Annotated in this window: 22 protein-coding genes and 1 pseudogene; 20 read left to right on the top strand and 3 right to left on the bottom strand. The window is 47.6% G+C overall.

The genetic code is table 11. The features are described 5' to 3' along the window. Position 1: 1 nt before the first annotated feature. The 8 genes from NFR98_RS00840 to NFR98_RS00875 all read left to right on the top strand — a co-directional run bounded on the left by NFR98_RS00840 (position 2) and on the right by NFR98_RS00875 (position 7,471). Complete coding sequence (locus tag NFR98_RS00840; RefSeq protein WP_026683684.1) at positions 2–502, top strand: hypothetical protein; 501 nt, start codon at positions 2–4, stop codon at positions 500–502. Positions 503–585: 83 nt separating this feature from the next. Then, positions 586–1,236 (top strand): HD domain-containing protein, encoded by a 651-nt coding sequence (locus NFR98_RS00845; RefSeq protein ID WP_035185082.1) that lies wholly within the window; start codon positions 586–588, stop codon positions 1,234–1,236. Continuing rightward, positions 1,233–3,116, top strand: a complete 1,884-nt coding sequence (locus NFR98_RS00850; RefSeq protein ID WP_026683686.1) for an ABC-F family ATP-binding cassette domain-containing protein — start codon at positions 1,233–1,235, stop codon at positions 3,114–3,116. Before NFR98_RS00845 ends, NFR98_RS00850 begins: the two co-directional genes overlap by 4 nt. Before the next feature lie 254 nt (positions 3,117–3,370). Beyond that, positions 3,371–4,495 carry a conserved virulence factor C family protein gene (locus NFR98_RS00855; protein WP_026683687.1) on the top strand — a complete coding sequence of 375 codons (1,125 nt, stop codon included), beginning with the start codon at positions 3,371–3,373 and terminating at the stop codon, positions 4,493–4,495. 259 nt (positions 4,496–4,754) lie between these two features. Continuing rightward, complete coding sequence (locus tag NFR98_RS00860) at positions 4,755–5,192, top strand: BrxA/BrxB family bacilliredoxin (RefSeq protein WP_017550772.1); 438 nt, start codon at positions 4,755–4,757, stop codon at positions 5,190–5,192. Positions 5,193–5,302: 110 nt separating this feature from the next. After that, a complete protein-coding gene (locus tag NFR98_RS00865; RefSeq protein ID WP_017550773.1) occupies positions 5,303–5,881 on the top strand; it encodes a YpjP family protein in 579 nt (192 codons plus the stop codon). Between the two features lie 310 nt (positions 5,882–6,191). Beyond that, positions 6,192–6,986 carry a thymidylate synthase gene (locus NFR98_RS00870; protein WP_026104540.1) on the top strand — a complete coding sequence of 265 codons (795 nt, stop codon included), beginning with the start codon at positions 6,192–6,194 and terminating at the stop codon, positions 6,984–6,986. Further along, positions 6,983–7,471, top strand: a complete 489-nt coding sequence (locus NFR98_RS00875) for a dihydrofolate reductase (RefSeq protein ID WP_035188530.1) — start codon at positions 6,983–6,985, stop codon at positions 7,469–7,471. Before NFR98_RS00870 ends, NFR98_RS00875 begins: the two co-directional genes overlap by 4 nt. Positions 7,472–7,511: 40 nt before the next feature. Here NFR98_RS00875 and trhA read toward each other — a convergent pair whose 3' ends face one another. Beyond that, positions 7,512–8,150: a PAQR family membrane homeostasis protein TrhA gene (gene trhA, locus NFR98_RS00880; RefSeq protein WP_017550777.1), complete on the bottom strand. Its 639-nt coding sequence runs from the start codon at positions 8,148–8,150 to the stop codon at positions 7,512–7,514. Between the two features lie 180 nt (positions 8,151–8,330). Between trhA and NFR98_RS00885 the strand changes: the two genes are divergently transcribed. Together NFR98_RS00885 and NFR98_RS00890 are read left to right on the top strand one after the other, a co-directional pair. Further along, entirely contained in the window at positions 8,331–9,104 is a 774-nt protein-coding gene (locus NFR98_RS00885) for an SGNH/GDSL hydrolase family protein (RefSeq protein WP_035188533.1), read from the top strand. A 26-nt stretch (positions 9,105–9,130) separates the two neighbouring features. Next, positions 9,131–9,688: a YpmS family protein gene (locus NFR98_RS00890; protein ID WP_035188536.1), complete on the top strand. Its 558-nt coding sequence runs from the start codon at positions 9,131–9,133 to the stop codon at positions 9,686–9,688. Positions 9,689–9,833: 145 nt separating this feature from the next. Here the strand turns inward: NFR98_RS00890 and NFR98_RS00895 are convergent, their stop codons facing one another. Continuing rightward, positions 9,834–11,210, bottom strand: a complete 1,377-nt coding sequence (locus NFR98_RS00895) for an RsmF rRNA methyltransferase first C-terminal domain-containing protein (protein ID WP_035188539.1) — start codon at positions 11,208–11,210, stop codon at positions 9,834–9,836. 134 nt (positions 11,211–11,344) lie between these two features. Here NFR98_RS00895 and msrA point away from each other — a divergent pair, with 134 nt between their 5' ends. From msrA to NFR98_RS15870, 3 genes and pseudogenes are all read left to right on the top strand, one after another. Continuing rightward, on the top strand, positions 11,345–11,881 hold the full coding sequence (gene msrA, locus NFR98_RS00900) for a peptide-methionine (S)-S-oxide reductase MsrA (protein ID WP_017550781.1): 537 nt from the start codon (positions 11,345–11,347) through the stop codon (positions 11,879–11,881). Further along, on the top strand, positions 11,871–12,293 hold the full coding sequence (msrB, locus tag NFR98_RS00905) for a peptide-methionine (R)-S-oxide reductase MsrB (protein WP_017550782.1): 423 nt from the start codon (positions 11,871–11,873) through the stop codon (positions 12,291–12,293). Before msrA ends, msrB begins: the two co-directional genes overlap by 11 nt. Positions 12,294–12,486: 193 nt before the next feature. Beyond that, positions 12,487–12,576 (top strand): annotated as a pseudogene (locus NFR98_RS15870) (YjcZ family sporulation protein); the annotation flags it as partial. 48 nt (positions 12,577–12,624) lie between these two features. Here the strand turns inward: NFR98_RS15870 and NFR98_RS00915 are convergent. Next, the gene (locus NFR98_RS00915; protein ID WP_035188542.1) at positions 12,625–14,421 is read right to left on the bottom strand and encodes a methyl-accepting chemotaxis protein; all 1,797 of its coding nucleotides are present in this window, start codon (positions 14,419–14,421) and stop codon (positions 12,625–12,627) included. Positions 14,422–14,599: 178 nt separating this feature from the next. Between NFR98_RS00915 and NFR98_RS00920 the strand changes: the two genes are divergently transcribed. From NFR98_RS00920 to NFR98_RS00950, 7 genes are all read left to right on the top strand, one after another. Then, entirely contained in the window at positions 14,600–14,818 is a 219-nt protein-coding gene (locus NFR98_RS00920; protein WP_014098457.1) for a YozE family protein, read from the top strand. 86 nt (positions 14,819–14,904) lie between these two features. After that, entirely contained in the window at positions 14,905–15,546 is a 642-nt protein-coding gene (yodN, locus tag NFR98_RS00925; RefSeq protein WP_035188544.1) for a germination protein YodN, read from the top strand. 102 nt (positions 15,547–15,648) lie between these two features. After that, on the top strand, positions 15,649–15,828 hold the full coding sequence (locus tag NFR98_RS00930; protein WP_014098455.1) for a YozD family protein: 180 nt from the start codon (positions 15,649–15,651) through the stop codon (positions 15,826–15,828). Positions 15,829–16,203: 375 nt separating this feature from the next. Further along, positions 16,204–16,998, top strand: coding sequence for a M15 family metallopeptidase (locus NFR98_RS00935; protein ID WP_014098453.1), 795 nt, complete (start codon positions 16,204–16,206; stop codon positions 16,996–16,998). 70 nt (positions 16,999–17,068) lie between these two features. Then, a complete protein-coding gene (locus NFR98_RS00940) occupies positions 17,069–18,562 on the top strand; it encodes a lmo1851 family serine protease (protein ID WP_035188546.1) in 1,494 nt (497 codons plus the stop codon). A 108-nt stretch (positions 18,563–18,670) separates the two neighbouring features. Further along, positions 18,671–19,108 carry a MarR family winged helix-turn-helix transcriptional regulator gene (locus NFR98_RS00945; protein WP_014098451.1) on the top strand — a complete coding sequence of 146 codons (438 nt, stop codon included), beginning with the start codon at positions 18,671–18,673 and terminating at the stop codon, positions 19,106–19,108. Positions 19,109–19,487: 379 nt separating this feature from the next. After that, positions 19,488–20,225: a CAP domain-containing protein gene (locus NFR98_RS00950; RefSeq protein WP_110133981.1), complete on the top strand. Its 738-nt coding sequence runs from the start codon at positions 19,488–19,490 to the stop codon at positions 20,223–20,225. The last annotated feature ends 28 nt before the right edge of the window (positions 20,226–20,253 follow it).

Here is a 20,253-nt window from a genome sequence, read left to right on the forward strand (position 1 = left end):
GATGTTTGACCCAACTGCTTTTGAAAATATGAAGACTGTATTCGAAGGTGCTGCCTATGAGCTTGATTTACGAGGGGAAGCATCCATCACCGGAAGAAAAGACCTGGTCGACCTGGCGGAAATGTCCCGGGAATACCGCATTACGCTTCAGCTTCCGGAATGGCAGGAAGCAAGCGTAACGATCTGTCTTTCGGCTTCGCTCGGGCAGCTGGCGGCGGAAATACTGGATCTCGCGTCCGGCGCCAAAGCGGGTGCCAGTGCGGCCGTAACTTTTTCCTGGAAAAACAGAGACCGATCCGCTGATTATAAACAGATTATCTTTTCCGCATGGGGAAACGGCAACCGGCGCCGCATCGAGGAAAGGACTGTCCGCTCATCACGCTCGGGTGTAACCGAAGAAGTTGCCATCGATTTTGCCCGGCTGATAACGGAAGATTTAATGGATGATTTGCTTAAGATGCCCGCAGATGCCGTGAAGACTTTGCGCCGGATGAGGGTCTAACAAAAGCTGCATGCTCTGTCGTGCAGCTTTTGGCTTGCTTGCCCAAAAAACATGATAAAATGAAGGCAAAGAAAGGGGCATTTATGTATAAACATCCGGTTCTTTTACAGATTGAACTGTTCGCCCGCGCTTTCCACAGCGGAGATGCTTCCGGTCATGACTGGCACCACATTAGGCGTGTCCGCGGGCTTGCACTCTATATTGCGGAAAAAGAGGAAAAAGGTGATCGATTTATCATTGAAGCTAGCGCCCTTTTGCACGATATTCCGGACGTAAAGCTGAACGCGGACAACCAGAAAGGGGCGAAAAAACTGAAGGCCTTTTTAAACAGCCTGCCGCTAGCGGAATATCAAAAAGAGCAAATTCAAAATATCGTTGCAAGCATTTCTTTTAAAGGCGGCAATGAAACAGAACTGTTGCATTTTGAGGCAATGGCTGTCCGTGATGCCGACCGGTTGGATGCAATCGGGGCAATTGGGATCGCTCGCGCATTCGCATACGGCGGAAAAAAGGGTCAGCCGCTCTATGACCCGGAACTGCCAGTGAGAAAACAAATGACTGAAGAAGAATATCGAAACGGGAAAACTTCCTCGATCCATCATTTTTATGAAAAGCTATTACTTTTAAAAGATAGGCTGTACACTGAGACGGCGAAAAAACTTGCAGAAGAACGCCACTACTTTATGGAGCAGTTTTTACAGGAATTTTTCAAAGAATGGAATGTTGAACGATGAAAATATTTCAAGCTCAGGGACTGACAAAATCTTACGGGGAAAAAGTGCTGTTTGGTGATCTTTCTTTCCACATTGGGGAACAGGAACGGATCGGCCTTGTCGGCGTCAATGGCACCGGAAAATCGAGCCTGCTGAAAATCATTGCGGGACAGGATGAAGCGGATAGCGGGGAACTGAGCACGCCGAACGATTATACCATTGGTTATTTGCCGCAGGAGCCTGAACTGAATCCGGCCTTCACGGTCCTTGAACAGGTATATAAAAGCGAGTCTCCAATTATGGCGCTTTTACGTTCCTATGAAGAGGCGCTGCTTGAAGTCGGGAAGGATCCGGGAAATGCAGACAAACAGGATCGATTGTTCCGGCTGCAAAAAGAAATGGATGCCGGCGGTGCATGGGAAGCCGGCGCCAATGCACAGACGGTCCTTTCAAAACTTGGCATCCGCGATTTGGACAGAAAAATTTCGGGATTGTCAGGCGGACAGAAAAAGCGGGTCGCCCTTGCCCGGGTATTAATGGAAACACCCGATTTGTTGATTTTGGATGAGCCGACCAACCATCTCGACTATCCGGCTGTCAAGTGGCTGGAAGCATTTATTGCAAAATATCCCCGTTCTGTCCTGTTTGTGACACATGACCGCTATTTCCTCGACCGGGCGGCAAACCGGATTTTCGAGCTTAATGGTGGAAAACTGTACAGCTACAAAGGGAATTACCAGGATTTTATGGAAGCAAAAGCGCAGCGGGAAGAAGCGCAACTGCAGCAGGAAGAAAAACGGAAAAATTTGTACAGGCGGGAGCTTGCCTGGATGAAGCGCGGGGCAAAGGCGCGTTCGACAAAACAAAAAGCAAGGATCGGGCGTTTTGAAGAACTGGAATCCAGCCTCGGTAAAAGCCCCCGGCAGCAGGAAGCCGATATCGCTTTGTCCGGCAGCCGCCTCGGCAAACAGGTTTTTGAACTGCAGCATGCTAATAAAGCGTTCGGTTCAGAGACGATTCTAAAGGATTTCAACCTGCTCGTAAAGCCTGGTGACCGGATCGGCATCGTCGGGAAAAATGGAAGCGGAAAATCAACTTTGATGAACATTCTCGCTGGCAGGATTCCGCTCGATTCCGGGGAACGCCTCACCGGGCAGACCGTCAAAATCGCGTATTACCGTCAGGAAACGCCAGGCATGAATGAAGATAAGCGGATGATCGAGTATATACGGGAAGCGGGGGATACGGTGACAACAAAAGACGGGGAAACGATTTCCGCCGCGCAAATGCTGGAAAGATTTCTTTTTGACATGCACACGCACGGCACCCCGGTCAGAAAACTGTCGGGCGGCGAAAAGCGCAGGCTGTATTTGCTCAGGCTTCTGATGTCGCGGCCAAATGTGCTGCTTTTGGACGAACCGACGAATGATCTCGATACGGAGACGCTTACCGTGCTTGAAGATTATATCGGAGAGTTTCCGGGCGTCGTCATCTCGGTTTCACACGACCGCTATTTTCTTGATAAAACCGCGGAGCAGCTGCTTATTTTTGAAGGCGGCGGCAAAATCAGCCGCTTTTTTGGCCGTTACAGCGACTACCTCGAAATCGCGCATGAAACGCCGGCACAGGAGGAAAAAACGGATGTGCCGAAGTCTAAACGGGAACCGAAACGAAAAAAATGGTCTTACAATGAGCAGCGGGAATGGGAAGAGATAGACGAAAAAATTGAAGCATGCGAGCAAGCCATTGCCGCACTGAACGAACAATTGGAACAAGCCGGCTCCGATTTTGTCAGGGCCCAGGACATTTCAAAAGCGCTCGAAGAAGAAAACGAGCGGCTGGAAGGCCTTATTGAACGCTGGAGCTATCTTTCCGAGCTGCAGGAAAAAAACGACAACTAACTTTTTCTGAGGAAGGCGACCCGTTTTTTGCCGGAAAAGCGTGACAGTTGGTCCGTCGCTTTCCGGGCTGGAGGAATGGGCGGCAGCCGGAAACATGCTTTTTGAAAGGAAAAAAGGGCGAGCCGGCGAACGCGCGAAAGATGTTTCCCATTTTTAAGGTACGCTTGATATTTATGAAAAGAATCAACTCATTCGTGTATCCACTGTGTTTATGTTAAAATGCAAGTAGACTGGATGGGAAAGGCGGTGTGGAAATGAAAATTAAAGCGATTGAACCAACGCCGAGCCCGAATACGATGAAAGTCGTATTGACGGAAGCACTGCCGGACGGCGCCCGCAGCAATTATAAGAAAGGGCAGGAAGAAGGGGTGCCGCCTGTGATCCGCCGTATCCTTGATATTGATGGCGTGAAAGGCGTATACCATGTTGCGGATTTTCTCGCGGTGGAGCGGCATGGTAAAACGGACTGGCAGGACATTTTGCCGAAAGTGCGTGAGGTGTTCGGGGAGGCGGAAACAGAAACCGGAAACAGCCCTCGTGCCAATGAGCATTTCGGGGAAGTCCAGGTGTTTGTCCAGATGTTTAAAGGCATTCCGCTCCAGGTCAAACTGACGGACGGGGAACAGGAAAAACGTTTCGGGCTGCCGGCTTATTTTGCCGAGGCGCTGGCCGCTGCGCAACTGGAAGGCGACAATTATGTTTTCTTGCGGAAATGGAAAGACTTCGGCGTGCGGTACGGAGAGATGCAAGAGATCGGTGCGGAAGTCACAGAAGAAATCATTGCCGCTTATCCGAAAGAAAGGCTAAACCGGCTTGTAAATGAAGCGCAGCATCCGGAGCAGGTTCCCACTGCCAAAAAAAGGCTGAAATTAACGCCCGGCATGCTGGAAACGGATGACTGGCGCAAAAGGTACCGGCTCCTTGAACAAATGGAAGACCCAGATCTTTCCGACCTGCCTGTCCTTGAGAAAGCCTTGGAAGATGAAAAACCATCGATCAGGCGGCTTGCCGTTGTTTATTTGGGCATGGTGAAAGACAAGCGGGTACTGCCGCTTTTATACCGTGGTCTGCATGATGCGAATGCAAGCGTGCGGCGGACGGCAGGCGACTGTCTTAGCGATCTCGGGTTCAAAGAGGCATGCGGGGAAATGGCAAAAGCGCTCAAAGACAAAAGCAAAATTGTCAGGTGGCGCGCCGCCATGTTTTTATACGAAGCGGGTGACGAAGCTTCTCTACCGGCTTTAAGGGAAGCGGAAAACGACCCTGAATTTGAAGTCAGGCTCCAGGTCAGAATGGCGATTGAGCGGATTACAAAAGGCGAAGAAGCAAAAGGCTCGGTCTGGAAGCAGATGACAGAAGCAAGGCAAATCCAGCCATAATTAGGGCTTGCTGAACAAATCCGATGCTGAGTTTGTGCCCAATTTATCTGCAACCTCTGTCTCAAAATATAGAAGAATCCTTTTGCGAAAAGGGGTGATTTGATCTTCTCCGGACGTTGAATTGGCTTTCGAGTGCAGGCATTTCCCTGGATTTGTTGTAAAACCCTTGCATTTAAATGGTTGCCAAAGCTATCAGGATCCTTGCCAAATCTAGGAATTTCGCTTATTCAGCAAGCCCTAATTAAAGGAGGACATCAACATGTCAATGGCATATGAAGAATACATGCGGGCGCTTATTACCCCGATGAGGGAAGAATTGACGGCAAACGGGTTTACGGAACTGCGTACACCGGAAGAAGTAGAGGCCTATATGGAAAAAGCGGAAGGCACCACGCTGGTTGTCGTGAACTCGGTGTGCGGCTGCGCAGCCGGGCTTGCGCGTCCGGCAATTGTTGAGGCAATCCGGACGGCTGAAAAGAAGCCGGACCATCTTGTTACGGTATTTGCCGGCCAGGACAAAGAAGCAACGGCAAAAATGCGTGAGTATTTTACCGGCATCGAACCCTCCTCCCCTTCTGTGGCGCTGCTTCAAGGGAAAGAAGTGGCCCATTTTATCCCGAGAAGCGATATCGAAGGGCATGAAGTCGAAGAAATCATCGAAAATCTGCATGCTGCTTTTGACCAACACTGCGCATAAAATTGCGGCCCCGTTTGCATCATTCCGGTTGCAAAATGGGGCCTGTTTTTTCTGTGTAAATATTATATAATAAATACATATTCGAACTGTTGGGATATGGAGGGGATCACGTGAAAAACTGGCTGAAAAAATCAATGGTTATCCTTGTTTCTGTTTTAACATTCGGCCTTGTCCCCCCTTCCCATGCAATCTGGAATCATCTCTATAAAACTGGCAATGAAACGGCGGAAACGACTTCTGCTTATTCCAATCGGACGGCTGCCACAAGCCGCAAGATTGACAGTGCCGCGCTTGCTCGGTCATTCGTTGAAGATGCAGAAAAACGGGCTTATCTGAAATTCGGGGAAAGGATCAGGCCTGTTATTGAAGACGAGTTCCGTGCTGCCGTTTTGCCAAACATTCAAACCGCCATCGCGGAAACGCTGCAGGAATACCCGCAGGACAAACTACCGCTGCTCGCTGTTTCAGACCAGCCGAGTGCGGGAACCGGTGAAAAAATGTTTCATATTTACAATACGGAAACAAATAAAGACATCATCCGTTTCCATGTCCGGCGCGACCATCCGCCCGGCGACGGCTACTATTTTAATTTCCATTACCATGTAGCCTTTGACCATTTCCAAACGCACCGCCACCTTGGCACCATTTACTGGGGCAAAAACATGCCGCCGCAATGGATGAAAGGATAAAGGCGGGTTGAAGAACGCTTGTCGCGGCAGCAGCTGACAGCGCTGCAACGGATAAAAGACTAAAGCGGTGTGGAAGACGGACACCTCATCCAGTCGAACATTTCATGCGCTTTTTGCAAACGCAGTGAATACAGCACCGGCAGAAGGATGTAAAATGAGCGAAACATGGCTTCTTTGTTGCCGGCCGCAAAAAGGAATAATTATGCAAATGGATGGTTTTGCCCCATTGTAAAAACTGGATTTCAATTTATATAACGCAATTTTCCAGGATAGAAACCCGGATATTTGAATGACAAAGGATGGAATCATGATGAAACAATATTTAGATCTTTGCCGCGAAGTGCTTGAAAACGGCGTCAAAAAAGATGACCGGACCGGTACCGGAACGATCAGCGTTTTCGGCCATCAAATGCGGTTTCATCTGGAGGACGGTTTTCCGCTTCTGACAACTAAGAAACTGCATTTGAAATCGATTATTTATGAACTGCTCTGGATGCTTGAAGGAGATACGAATGTAAAATACCTCCAGGAAAACGGCGTCCGCATTTGGAATGAGTGGGCAGATGAAAACGGCGACCTCGGCCCGGTTTACGGGAAACAATGGCGTTCATGGCAAACCCGGGACGGGCGGACGATCGACCAGATCACCCAGGTCATTGAACAAATCAAAACCAATCCGGATTCCAGGCGCCTGATCGTTAACGCATGGAATGTTGGGGAGATTGACAGGATGGCCCTGCCGCCGTGCCATTGCTTTTTCCAGTTTTATGTGGCAAACGGCAAGCTGTCATGCCAGCTGTACCAGCGTTCGGCCGATATTTTCCTCGGCGTGCCGTTTAACATTGCTTCTTACGCGCTGCTTACGATGATGATTGCGCAGGTTACGGGGCTGGAACCGGGGGACTTTGTCCATACGCTTGGCGATGCCCATATTTACTTGAACCATATCGAACAAGTGAAGCTGCAGCTGACACGGGAGCCCCGCAAGCTGCCGAAAATGGTTTTGAATCCTGAAGTAAAAGACATTTTCTCCTTCCGGTACGAAGATTTTACATTAAAAGATTACAATCCGTATCCGCACATCCCGGGGAAGGTGAGTGTATGATTTCCTTTTTATGGGCGGAAGATGAAAAAGGCGTGATTGGAAAGAACAATGCGCTTCCGTGGCATCTTCCCGAAGACTTGAAGTATTTTAAAAACATAACAATGGGTCATCCGGTTGTCATGGGAAGGCGGACGTTTGAATCGATCGGAAAGCCGCTTCCCGGCAGAACGAATATTGTGATGACGAGAGACCCGGATTTTAAGGCCCAAGACTGCGTCGTTGTCGCAGGCAAAACAGAACTGTTAAAATGGGCGGATGCACATGGCGGTGAGATTTTTGTCACGGGCGGCGCGGAGATTTTTGCCCTGCTGCTTGAGGAAGCGGAAAAATTGTACCGGACGAAAATACATGCTGACATGGAAGGCGATACCTATTTTCCGCCTGTTGACTGGGAGGAGTGGGAAATAGCTTCCAGCACAAAAGGGATAAAAAACGAAAAAAATCCTTATGACTACGAATTTCAAGTATTTGTACGGAAAAGGTAAAAAACCATGGAAACATTCCCATGGTTTTTTCTCTGTGCCATCAGACATAAAATAAAATCGTGAAGTACATAAACGCGCTTCCGGCAATGACAAAGATATGCCAGATCGCATGGGAGTAAGGAAGGTTTTTCCATGTGTAGAACACGGCGCCTACCGAGTAGCAGATCCCACCTGAAAAAAGGAGCCAGAATCCCGGAGCCGTAAGCCCTTTATACAAAGGCTCAATCGCAATGAGGATCAGCCAGCCCATGATTAAGTAAAGCATTGTGGACAATAATTTAAAGCGGTGAATGAGAAAACATTTTCCGGCAATGCCAATGGCAGAAACTCCCCATACGACCGAAAACAGTACCCATCCCAAAGTGCCATGCAGTGTAATCAGCACAATCGGCGTATACGTTCCGGCAATTAACAAGTAAATGGCAGAATGGTCCAGAATCGCGAGAAATGTTTTCACTTTCGTCCAGTAAAAGCTGTGCAGCAGTGTGGAAAACAAATACAAAAGCAGCATGGAAACCCCGAAAACAAGAAAACTTCCTAGATAGAGCGGGTTATTCTTTTCTGCGGCGAAAACGACGAGTATAACCATCGCCGGAATGCTGAGCAGAAAACCGATGCCATGCGTAACGGCATTGGCCAGTTCCTGTTTCCAGGATGAAAGCAGTGTTGAAGTTGTCAAAAATTTAAACCACCTTCGTCTTTAAGCTTCTCTTTATTATAGGGTTTTGCGGGGCAATCTGCAATGGAAACAACTTGCGTCTTTAGCGGGTGCAATTTTATGCATTCATCAGCAGAAGATCCCGTTTTTCATGTTATAATGGGTACATTGTAAATTCAGAAAGGCTAAGTGGTGTCAAAAATGAAAAAATGGTTCATTCCTCTTCTCGCTTCCGTTGCGCTTGCTTTATCGGGCTGTTCACACGGCATAACCGGCCTGTTGTTTAAACCGGCAAGCAACGAAAAAAAGATGGTGCCCGTTCCGCTGCACATCGTCTCGATCGGGGACTCCCTGACTGAAGGCGTAGGCGACAGCAAAGGGCGCGGCGGTTACACCTATTACTTGAAAAATGAACTGGACGCCTTAAAGGGTGTGAAAAAAACCACCATTGCCAATTATGGCGTAAAAGGGAACCGGACCGACCAATTGCTTGCCCGGCTCCAGGATGAAAAAATTCGGAAGTCCATCAAGGATTCAGATGTTGTTATGATTACCATCGGCGGCAATGATATGATGAAAGTGCTCCGTGAAAATATTTCCAATTTAAACAAGCAGGAGTTTGAGGCGGCCATTCCAGGGTACAAACAACGGCTCGATCAAATTTTCCGCCGCATCCGCGCGATCAATCCGGATGTAAAGATTGCGCTCGTCGGGCTCTATAACCCTTTTTCGAAGTGGCTGACCGATATAAAAGAAGTGGAACAAATGCTTGCAGCCTGGAATGATGCCAGCAAAGAGGTGGCATCGCGCTATAAAAATACCATTTTTATCCCAGTTGCAGATATTTTTGAGAACAACGAAGATGAATTGCTTTATGACGATCATTTCCATCCGAACGATGAAGGGTATAAACGGATGTCGAAACGGATTTACCGGTATCTCCTGAAAGGGAATTTTTTGGGGATTCCAAAATAGCAAAGTGGTAAAGGAATGATGCTTGCGTGAAAAGAAACCCATGGAAAATCGCTTTTTTTGCACTAGCTTCACTGGTTGTGGCCTTTGTACTCGTGCTTTCCTTTTTTCTTTTTGTGCCGGATGGCCACGTGCCCAAACCGGAAAAAACCGGAAAAACGATTGATTTGCGGGTAGAGACAAACAAGGCGGACTTAACGGCGCTCATTAACCGTTATTTGCGGGAAGAAAAAATAAAAGGGAAAGTGCTTTTAAATGATGAAGTCGTCTACTATGGAACTGTCGGGGTGTTTTCCGAAAAAATGCAGTATAAGATGACGTTTAAGCCGAAAGCGTTAAAGAACGGGGATCTCGTTTTAAAACAAAAATCGGTATCCCTCGGTTCCGTCCATCTCCCGGTATCCTATATTTTAAAATTCGTCAAAACGACCTACCATCTGCCGAAATGGGTGATCATCCAGCCGGGCGAAAAACTGGTGTATGTCCAGCTGCAAAATATGAAGCTGGAAAACGGCGCCAAGGTGAAAGTCAACGAATTTGATTTGCAGCATGATGACATCTCGTTTACACTTGGATTTCCAAAATAAAGCAAAAAGCCGGCCTTTAAAAGCCGGCTTTTCAATATGCCACAGAAGGTTTCGCCGCCGCCTGTGTACATGATACGGATTTTAAACGATCTTGACGCGGACGTAAACGGCACCAAAACACTTGTCTGGGCGCATTACACGGGTTTTAAACGATCCTTAACCCTTTCGGATAAAAGTTTTTCAAAATGCCGCCCGCTTCTTTGCTCCAGCCGAGCGGAAAACCGTCCACCGTGATCAAGATCCAGCCGCGGTTCTCGCTTGTTCCCGGTAGTGTCTCCCCTTTTAAATAGCGGATGCATTCACTGCTTTCGGCGCGAAGGTCCATCCGGTGTTTGCATTGTCCGGCTTTCAGGGAAAGCGCGAGCGCGTGATTCGGTTCAAATCGATTTTTTTTGAAAGTACCGAGATGCAGGCCGCACCGGACAAGATGGAGCCCCTTTAACTGCGGGCAGTTAAAAGGCAGCAGGAAAAGCTCGTTTTTATACAGAAAAAAGGAGCGCCTGCCCGGGTCAAAATGCTCGAGGGTGTTTTTGGCAAAGGTTGTCCAGTCTTTTTCCTGTTGCTTTGAAAGCTTCATGCCCTTTTCAAGCGGCACCTTTTGCCCCGTTTCCTCCGCGTGTTTGCGCATTTTTGCAGCAAAATGTCCTTCGCCTTTTAAGCGGTGCGGCCATAAACGCGCCGCATTGGACAAATCTTTCCGCTTTTCTGTTGCCCATTCCGGCTTTCCCGGTCCAACGCCGTGTTCATGGGGAATCGGCACCAGTGCCATGTCTTCATGCCGCGCCAAAAAAGCTTCAATTGTCTGTTCGTTTTCTTCCGGAGAAAAGGTGCAGGTCGAATAAACAAGGGTGCCGCCGGGCTTTAGCATCTTCCAGGCATGCTCCAAGATCGTGCGTTGTTTTTGCGCGCACGCTTCGACATGTTCCTGGCTCCAGAAACGCGCGGCTTCGGGATCTTTTCTGAACATGCCTTCCCCGGAGCAGGGGGCGTCAACCAAAATTTTATCGAAATAGTTTTCGAAATGCCGGCTCAGTTTTTCAGGCGTTTCGTTTGTCACAACGGTATTGGAGAACCCAAGCCGTTCAATATTTTCAGAAAGCGCGCGCACCCGCTTCGGATGGATTTCATTTGCAAGCAGAAATCCGTTTTCGCCGATTCCAGATGCAATTTGCGTCGATTTGCCCCCCGGCGCGGCGCATAAATCAAGCACTTTATCGCCTTTTTCAAGTCCGAGCTGCCCTGCGATAAACATCGCGCTCGGCTCCTGGATATAATAGAGCCCGGCGGCATGGTACGGGTGTTTTCCAGGCTTGTCTTTTTCTTCATCAAAATAATAACCGGAGGCAAAAGGAATTTTTTCCAAATGGAAAGGGTTGTGCGCATGCCATTCCGTTTCGCTCACTTTTGTCGGATTCAGGCGCAATCCGGACGCCCGCGGTTTTTCATAGGAGCGGAAAAAATCATCGGCTTCCTTTCCAAGCAGCTTCCCCATCTTTTCCATAAAGGTTTCAGGTAATTCCAATCATGAGACCCCTTTCCGTTAAAATCGCCGCTATGATCCATTATAATGAAATCGGGGCTTGCAGTCACGAAACTGGATGAAAACAACATCAACAGGTAAAATAAAAAATAATCTTTTATAAAGGGGGGAGCCGCATGGCAGAGGAAACCGCGATTTTTGCCGGCGGATGCTTCTGGTGCATGGTCCATCCTTTTGACCAATTGCCCGGCATTCAAAAAGTTGTTTCTGGGTACACAGGCGGAACAAAGCCGAACCCGACATATGAGGAAGTGTGCTCCGGTGCGACCGGGCATACAGAAGCTGTTGAAATTACGTTTGATCCGGAAGTTTTTCCTTACGAAAAGCTGCTTGACATTTACTGGCGGCAAATTGACCCGACAGATGCAGGCGGGCAGTTTTACGACAGGGGGGGCTCTTACCGGCCGGTTATTTTCTATCAAAACGAAGCCCAGCGGCAGGCGGCGGAAGCTTCAAAAAAACGGCTGGAAGAGAGCGGGCGGTTTAAAAAGCCGATTGCTGTCACAATTGAACCGGCTTCTGCCTTTTATCCGGCGGAAAGTTACCATCAGGATTATTACCGGAAAAATCCGACCCATTACGAGGCTTACCGGCAAGGTTCAGGCAGGGCCGCATTTATCCGCAACCATTGGAGGGATGAACATGAAGGATGAAAAACTGACGCCTTTGCAATATGAAGTGACGCGGAAAAACGGAACGGAACCGCCGTTTCAAAATGAATACTGGAACGAGTTCCGCGACGGTATTTATGTCGATGTTATTTCCGGAAAACCGCTGTTCAGTTCAAAAGATAAATATGATGCAGGCTGCGGCTGGCCGAGTTTTACAAAACCGATTGATGCCGGCCAACTTACCGAACGGCTTGATACGAGCCACGGCATGATTCGTACGGAAGTGAGAAGCAAGGCGTCTGACGCGCATTTGGGCCATGTGTTTCCGGATGGGCCAGGCCCTGCGCATCTTCGGTACTGCATGAATTCAGCCGCGATGCGTTTTATTCCGAAAGAAAAGCTTGAGGAAGAAGGATATGGGGAGTATCTTGCGCTCTTTGAAGAAAAAGAATAAGCCGGCTGGGCGGATGCACATACAAAACGGGCCCGTATCCCATACGATGCACTGTACAGAAAAACAGTTTTTTTGAGGAGTGAATGGGATGTATTACGGCCATGAAGGTGCTTACCCTGCATATGACCCCTGCTGCGGCTACGGATACGGTTATGGGTCTGGTTACGGATACGGTTCCGGTTACGGCTGGGGCTTTGCAGGACACAGAAACGGCTTTGCTTTAATTGTTGTGCTGTTTATTTTGCTGATCATTATCGGCGCATGCTGGATCGGCCCCAATTAAAAATGAAAAAAGCCCAGGGCTATGCCCTGGGCTTTTTTCGTGTCCCTTTTATATTTTAAAGTTTCCGATCAGCTTGCGCAGGTTTTCTGCCTGCTTTGACAACTCCGAGGCTGCGGCTGTGACTTCTTCCATCGATGCAGACCCTTCCTCGGTACTTGCTGCGGTCATTTCCGTATTTGCCGCGGTATTCATGGCAATCTTGCTGACGGCATCGAACGAATTGGCGACATCGACAGAAAGTTTTTGCGTTTTTTCAATTTGGGCGGCCATGTCAATAATGACATTTGTCGTTTCATTCGTTTGTTTTTGAATGACTTCTAGCGAGTGCATCGTTTCATTGGAAATTTGCACGCCGGAAGTAACCGCCTCTACCCCTTCCTGATTCTGGCCGATAATGGTGCTAATTTCTTTTTGGATCGAACGCACAATATTCGTGACTTCCTGGGCAGCAGACTGGGATTGTTCGGCCAGTTTTCTGACTTCATCTGCTACGACGGCAAAGCCGCGCCCGTGCTCCCCGGCCCTGGCTGCCTCGATTGCCGCATTCAATGCAAGCAAATTGGTTTGTTTGGCAATCCCGGTGATCGTCATAATGATCTTTGTAATATCATCCGACTTTCCACCGAGCGCCTCTACCGTTTTGCTCGTATTTGTCATGATCGCTTCAATGCTCTTCATTTTGCCGGACGTTTCCATAATGGACCGGCTGCCTTTTTCTGCCGATTCTTTCATATGGAGCGAAGCCTGTTTTACCGTTTCCGCCTGCCGGAAAAGCGTATCGACCACTTCTTCAAGCGACTTCATTTTCGATAAGGATGTATCCATCTTGGAAGAAGTTTGTTCGCTGTCTGCCGCGATTTCATTGGCTGTTTCCGCAATCGACTGGATCGTTTTCGATGTTTCTTCAGAAGAAGCGAGCAGTTCTTCGCTTGAGGCAGAGACACTTTCCGCCATCGCGGATACTTCTTTTACAAGCCGGGCAATGCCGTCTATCAGCTGGTTTGTATCTCTTGCCAGTTTTGCCAGTTCGTCATTGGACGTCACTTCAATCCGCCTTGTCAAATCCCCGCCGGCATCTGCGATTCCCAAAATCGACCGGCTGATTTTTCTCGTGCTCGATTTGATGTTTTTCGTTAGGCTGATGCTGAGCATGACAGCCAGCACGATGGCAAGCAAGGAAAGGGTGACGGTTACGATCCGCGCAATCAGGACGGAACGATGCAAGTCGCCGATCCGGCTTTCTGATGCCTGTGTGGTGCTTATCAGCAAATCATGGATGCTGCTTTTCAAATTTTTCATGTAGTCGGATGCCTGGGAATCCTTCACTTGTGCAACCGCTTCTTGTTCCGACCCGTACTGCCTTGCTTCGACAACCCGGTCAACTGTTCCTACCCAGAAATTATAGGCTTCCGAAATTTTTTCGAGTTTTTGGCTCTGCAACCGGTCATCTTTCAGCATTTTTTGCAAGCGGCTTAACGTGCTGCTGGCTTCCTGTTTCCCCTGGTCATACGGCCGTAACGCAGCTTCATTTCCGGAAATGGCGTAATTCAGGGCGCCCGTTTCAATTTCGCCGGTCTGATTGAGCAGGCTTTGGACACGATCGTGCACGGCGAGGTCATGCTGGACAACATGATTGATTTCATTCTCCAGCTCGCGCATGTTTATGTATGAAGTGACGGTTAATACAATGAGCAAGACGGTTAAAACCCCGAATGAAATCACAATTTTTCCCCTGATCGTCTGCAAATAATAAAGGGGAAGCCGATGCAGCTGGCGGTTCGGACGGGAATTTTTCCGTTTCTCGCTTTTTTGCTTTCTTATTGCAAAAATGTTCCTTTTATTCAATCAAAAGCCCCTCCTTTTTACCCTGTGAACCGCAAATCATCATCTATATTTTAAACATGTTTTCTATCTTTTTCTAGTTTTTTGTAAAAAATTCCTCTTCCCGTAATGCCACCCTTTCTACTTTACGCGGGGGAGACGATCCGCTATATTGGAGTAAAAATCATTTTGGAGGATACTTATGAAATCTTTTTACCAGTTTTTAATGAGATATAGGGATCCGCATCTCCGTGACGAGTTGACGGTTTTTGCCAATGGGGCATACAATGATCACAGTTTTCCGAAACATTCAACCAACTATCATGAAATCAGTTCCTATCTCGAATTAAACGGGCATTATATCCCGTCAATGTCGGTTTTTGATCGGGCATGGGAGATTTATAAAGGCGAAAGCAAATAACCGGCCGAAAATTGTGCTGTTCGCTTTTTCCGGAGCGCATGCATAGAATGAAGTAAAACGTGTTTCGTTTTCAAGGAGCATGAAAAATGGATGCAAAAGCGCCGAAGTTTCAAGTTGGAGATACAGTGGTCGTAAAAGTATACGGGACGGTGGGAAAAATTACGGCTGTGAGACAGCTGGAAGGAGGGTATTTCTATGTGGTCAATGACCGGGAAGGCCTCCTAGCCGAACAAAGCCTCGCCCGCCTGGAAGAATATGACGGGATTCTGTATAAGAAAGAGGAAGTCAATATAGAATTGAAATTTTTTATCGGGGATATTGTAAAAGTAAAAGGCTATGGCGGCGTTCTTTTTAAAATTGTTGGTTTCCGCACGGAGATTTGGCGGTATGCAGAAGATGCATGGGAAGATGTGATTTATGAAATGGTCAGCATTCCAAAGGGCGAATGGCTTGAAGCGGATGAAGAAGAACTTTTGTTAATCGCCGATGCCGGGCAGGCCGATTCGTTTGTCAGCCGTTATCAATTTTTTTACCCGATGAAAAGCAGCCCCCTGTACCAGCTTGTCACTTCCGACTTGAAAACGCAGGAAAAAATCGACCACCTGCTCGATATGTATAATGATTATACGCTGCTGTTAAACCTGTTTGGTGATGAGGCGTACAGAGCCATGCTTGAGGCGGTCAAAATGCAAATCCAGGTTCTTTCGGCGCACGGCGGCCCGGATTAGTTTAGCGGGGTTTGGCATATCAGACCGTACGGGGTCATATTTATATCAACAAACAGAACAAAACGCGGGGTGGCTGCGGGATGAAAAAAGGGGGCGTTTTTAATGGAGAATATGGATGTTTATATTGATACAGAGGAAATCGCCGCATTCTTTTTTAAAGAGCTCGTGAAAAGGGGATTTGCGCCCCGTGAAGAAGAACTGGACGAAATTGCCGATATCACTTTTGAATACTTGCTTGCAAAAAGCATCATAGACGAAGAATATGAAGACGATTCCATATGAGGCGATCTGTTTGCAGGCCGTACAGGGAAAGGTGCAGCATCGGTATCCGGGACAGCCTTTTTCGGTCCCGCACGAAATAGCACTTGATGTCCCGTTGAATTTGCCTTAAAATAAAAAGAGAAATCGCAGGGGGAGAAACCTGCGATTTTTTTTGGCAAAGGAGCGGGATGCGGACGGTTGTGCGCTTAACGGGAATGTGCTTGCTTTTTCCATCGCAGAAAGATCCGGATGGGGCATTCATGCCGCTTCTTTTGCAGTACCGGCTCAAAATGGGGGCGAGCATCCATTTTGGGACAGAAGCCCATGCCGCAGTGAACGCGGTACCGGTAGAAGGATCAAAAGCACAAATTTTTTAGGATAGAGAAAGGTGACAACATGAGAAAATATGTATATACCGGCCTTGCCGCGATTTTTTTGGCCGGCTGCAGTGTAACAAACGGAAACCAGCCGGAAACGGGCGCCCATAAAAGTACCGCGCCGGCGAAACCGGCCCACACGGATACCGCGAAAAAAACCGGTTCCGGTTTGGTGCTTGATGCAAAATATTTTAACAAAATCAAAACGGTTAACGGGAAAAAAGTGATCCAGAATCCGGACAATATTTTGGCGCTTGTCAATAAAAACTATATTCTCGGGGATTACAAACCGAAAGACCTCGTCCGGCCGAATGTCCGCTTTTCATTTGGCGACGAAAGAATCGAAAAAAGCTATATGCGGAAAGAAGCAGCCGCGGCGCTTGAAAAAATGTTTGCCGCCGCCGAGAAGGACGGCATTGAATTATATGCCGCTTCCGCATACCGGTCGTATAACCGCCAGAAAGCTGTGTATGCGGCAGAAGTGCAAAGTTCGGGGGAAGAACATGCAGAACAGGCGGTTGCCATCCCGGGGTCGAGCGAACATCAGACCGGTCTCGCCGTTGATATTACAAGCCAGACCGCCCATTTCCTTCTCTCACAGCAAATGGGGAAGCAGAAGGAAGGCATCTGGCTTGCAAAACATGCGCATGAATACGGGTTTATTTTAAGGTATCCGAAAAACAAAGAGAACATTACGAAATATGAGTACGAGCCCTGGCATTTCCGGTATGTCGGAAAAGAGGCGGCAGCCGTCATTTACAAGCACGGCTGGACGCTTGAAGAGTATTTCGAACATGTACATAAAGCTGAATAAATCCTGGGCTCTTTTATTAAAAAGAAAAAGCTGGTAGAATAAAGAAGTTAGAAATCGGGAGCTATGACTTTTGGAAAACGGCATGAAAGTGGTGAAGCCTTTGGACGATGAGAAGAAACAGACGGAATCCGGCCAGGAAGAACAAACCGGTTATATCCGTATGAAAAAATTTAAATTTGTCATGCTTTTGTTTTTCGTGATTTTCATAACAGCCGGCATTACGACCGCTGCCTTTGCGTTCGGCGACCAAAAAGCCGTCAACGTGACGACTGTCAACCGGCCGGAGTTTGACAAACTGTATAAAGCATATGACAGCATCCAGAAAAAATATTACACAAAAGTAAAACAGAAGACGCTTGTCGATGGGGCCATTAACGGAATGGTGGAATCGCTCAATGACCCGTATTCTGATTATATGTCAAAAACCGAAGCATCAGACTTCAATAACACCATTTCTTCTTCTTTTGAAGGAATCGGTGCGGAAGTGGAAGAAAAAGATGGCTATATTGTGATTGTTTCGCCGATTAAAGGTTCTCCGGCCGAAAAAGCCGGCCTGAAGCCGAACGATAAAATACTCGCGGTTGACGGCAAAAGCGTCCATGGCATGAGCGCCAATGAAGCGGTCATGTTGATCAGGGGCAAAAAAGGGACAAAGGTGACACTCACGATCCAGCATGTCGGATCGAAAGACGAAACGAGAGTGACCTTGACACGCGACACGATCCCGGTCAATACGGTTTATGCGAAGATGTTGAAAAACGGGGTTGCCCATATCCAGATTACGACATTTTCAGACGGCACATATAAAGAATTCAAGGCGGCCGTTGAGAACATGAAAAAGCAGGGCATGAAGTCGATGATTGTCGATGTGCGTCAGGACCCGGGCGGACTGCTTGACCAGGCTATTAAAATTGCGAATATGTTTGTGCCGGAAGGGCGTACGATCCTGCAGACGGAAGACCGGAACGGCTCCCGGGAGAAATATGTGGCAGAAAGTGGCACGAAAATTACGGTCCCGGCGGTTGTGATGATCGACGGCGGCAGCGCGAGCGCTTCTGAAATTTTGGCGGCCGCACTGAACGAATCGGCAGGCATTCCGCTTGTCGGCGAAAAATCATACGGCAAAGGCACCGTGCAGTCTGCTGAAAAATTCAACGACGGATCGATTTTAAAATTCACCGTCCAAAAATGGCTGACACCAAATGGCAGCTGGATCCATAAAAAAGGGATTGAGCCGGATGAGAAAGTGTCGCTTCCGGATTATGCCAAACTTCCGGTGATCGGAACAGATGCAGAATTGAAACTGTATTCGGTCTCGGAAGATGTAAAGACGGCGGAAAAAATGCTAAAAGCACTCGGTTACAATCCGGGCAGGGTTGACGGGTACTTCGACTGGAATACAAAAACGGCTGTCGAAGCTTTCCAAATGCATGAAAAAATGCAGCCGACAGGCATCATCAATGGCGATACGGCAACAAAACTGATGTCTGAAATCAGCAATCTTATTACGCGGCATGATACGCAGCTCAAAAAAGCCGAAGAAGTTGTCCAAAAAGAAAAATAGCAAAATAAGCCGGGAGCAAATCTCCCGGCTTATTTTATGCAATCCCATGCACGAAAAATGATATAATAAAGTCAGGAGATTCGCTGTCCCATATGAGAAAGGAAAGGAATGGGAGTGTTGGAGACAAAAGATACAGTTGATCTGGAATTCATCTTCCGTAGAATATACCGAAAAATTAAAGAAGAACTGCATAGCTTGTTAAAAGAGCATGTGACGCTTAACGAATTTATGGTGTTAAAACTTTTATCGGAATCCTCGATGCGTTCATCCGATTTGTCGAAAATACTGCAAGTTTCCGCCAGCCATATTACTTCTGTAACCGATTCGCTCGTGGAAAAAGGGCTGATTGAGCGGAGAAGATCCAATAAAGACAGGCGCGTGGTCGATTTAATTTTAACGGAAAAAGGAAAATCGTTAATCAGTCAGTTGAAAGAAACCAAATCCCGGTTTCTGAAAGACCAGTTGGACGTTTTTACGGAGGAAGAACGGGAAACATTGTACAGGCTATTCCGGAAGTTTGAAGATCACCTCAATCAAATGCACTGATATGAAAACGCGCCCATATACACAAAAAGCGCCCTGAAGCCGCAAGCCCGGCTTCGGGGCGCTTTTTTTAAATGAATGTGGCAGCATGCAACATTTAAGAAAAAAATGTAACAATACCCGTCCTTTTTCCGCCTTGTCAACCCCGAAATCCTTCCATCTTTTGGATATTTAAAAAGACGGTGCCAATGTGTGAAATGATAGGAAATTCGCACGATGCATGGGAACCTTTGATACAGCTGGCTTTTTCATTTTCAGTTTGCAAGCAGGCCCCTGCTTTGCTGCTTGTTCTATTTTCTCCCAGAAATATTACAAAAATCGTATGTTATGATTCTATTGTGTACGAGAGAGAAACCAACGAAAACGAGGGAGGACATCATTGATGAAAAAGGCCATGTTCACAACAGCAGCAGCACTTGCACTGATCCTTGCACCGGCAGTTTCCGGCAAGGCGGGGGCAGCCTCAAACGAAACAAACTGCAGCCCGAAAACGGTTGTTCAACATGAATACAAGTTTCATAGCATGCAGGAATTGGAGAACTGGTTAAAGCAGCATAACATCCGTTTTTCTTTTAAACCGGCAACCAATCAAACGGCTTCAAACAACGCAGGCAAAACGAACCAGACAACGGCAGCACCAAAGCAATCGGCACCGGAACAAACAGCAGCACCAAAGCAATCGGCATCAAAACAAACTTCAACGCAACCGGCAGGCGGCACGCAGTCACAGGCTGCCAACACGTTAAACGCCTATGAAAAACAAGTGGTGACCCTTGTAAACGAAGAACGGGCGAAAAACGGCCTTGGCGCGCTGAAAATCGATACGGTTTTGAGCAAAATGGCGCGCGTCAAATCGAATGATATGGCAACCCATCAATATTTTGACCATACAAGCCCGACTTACGGCTCTCCGTTCGATATGATGAAGCAATTCGGGATCTCGTATCAATATGCCGGTGAAAACATCGCAATGGGCCAGCAAACACCGCAGGAAGTCATGAATGCATGGATGAACAGCGAAGGCCACAGAGCGAATATTTTAAATAAAAACTTTACCCATATCGGCGTGGGCTATGTTGAAAACGGCCATTACTGGACACAAGAATTTATTGGAAAATAAATTGCTTATCGCAGCCTCTTTTACGGGG

It is taken from the genome of Weizmannia agrestimuris, from assembly GCF_943193165.1.
Classification (GTDB): domain Bacteria; phylum Bacillota; class Bacilli; order Bacillales; family Bacillaceae_C; genus Weizmannia; species Weizmannia faecalis.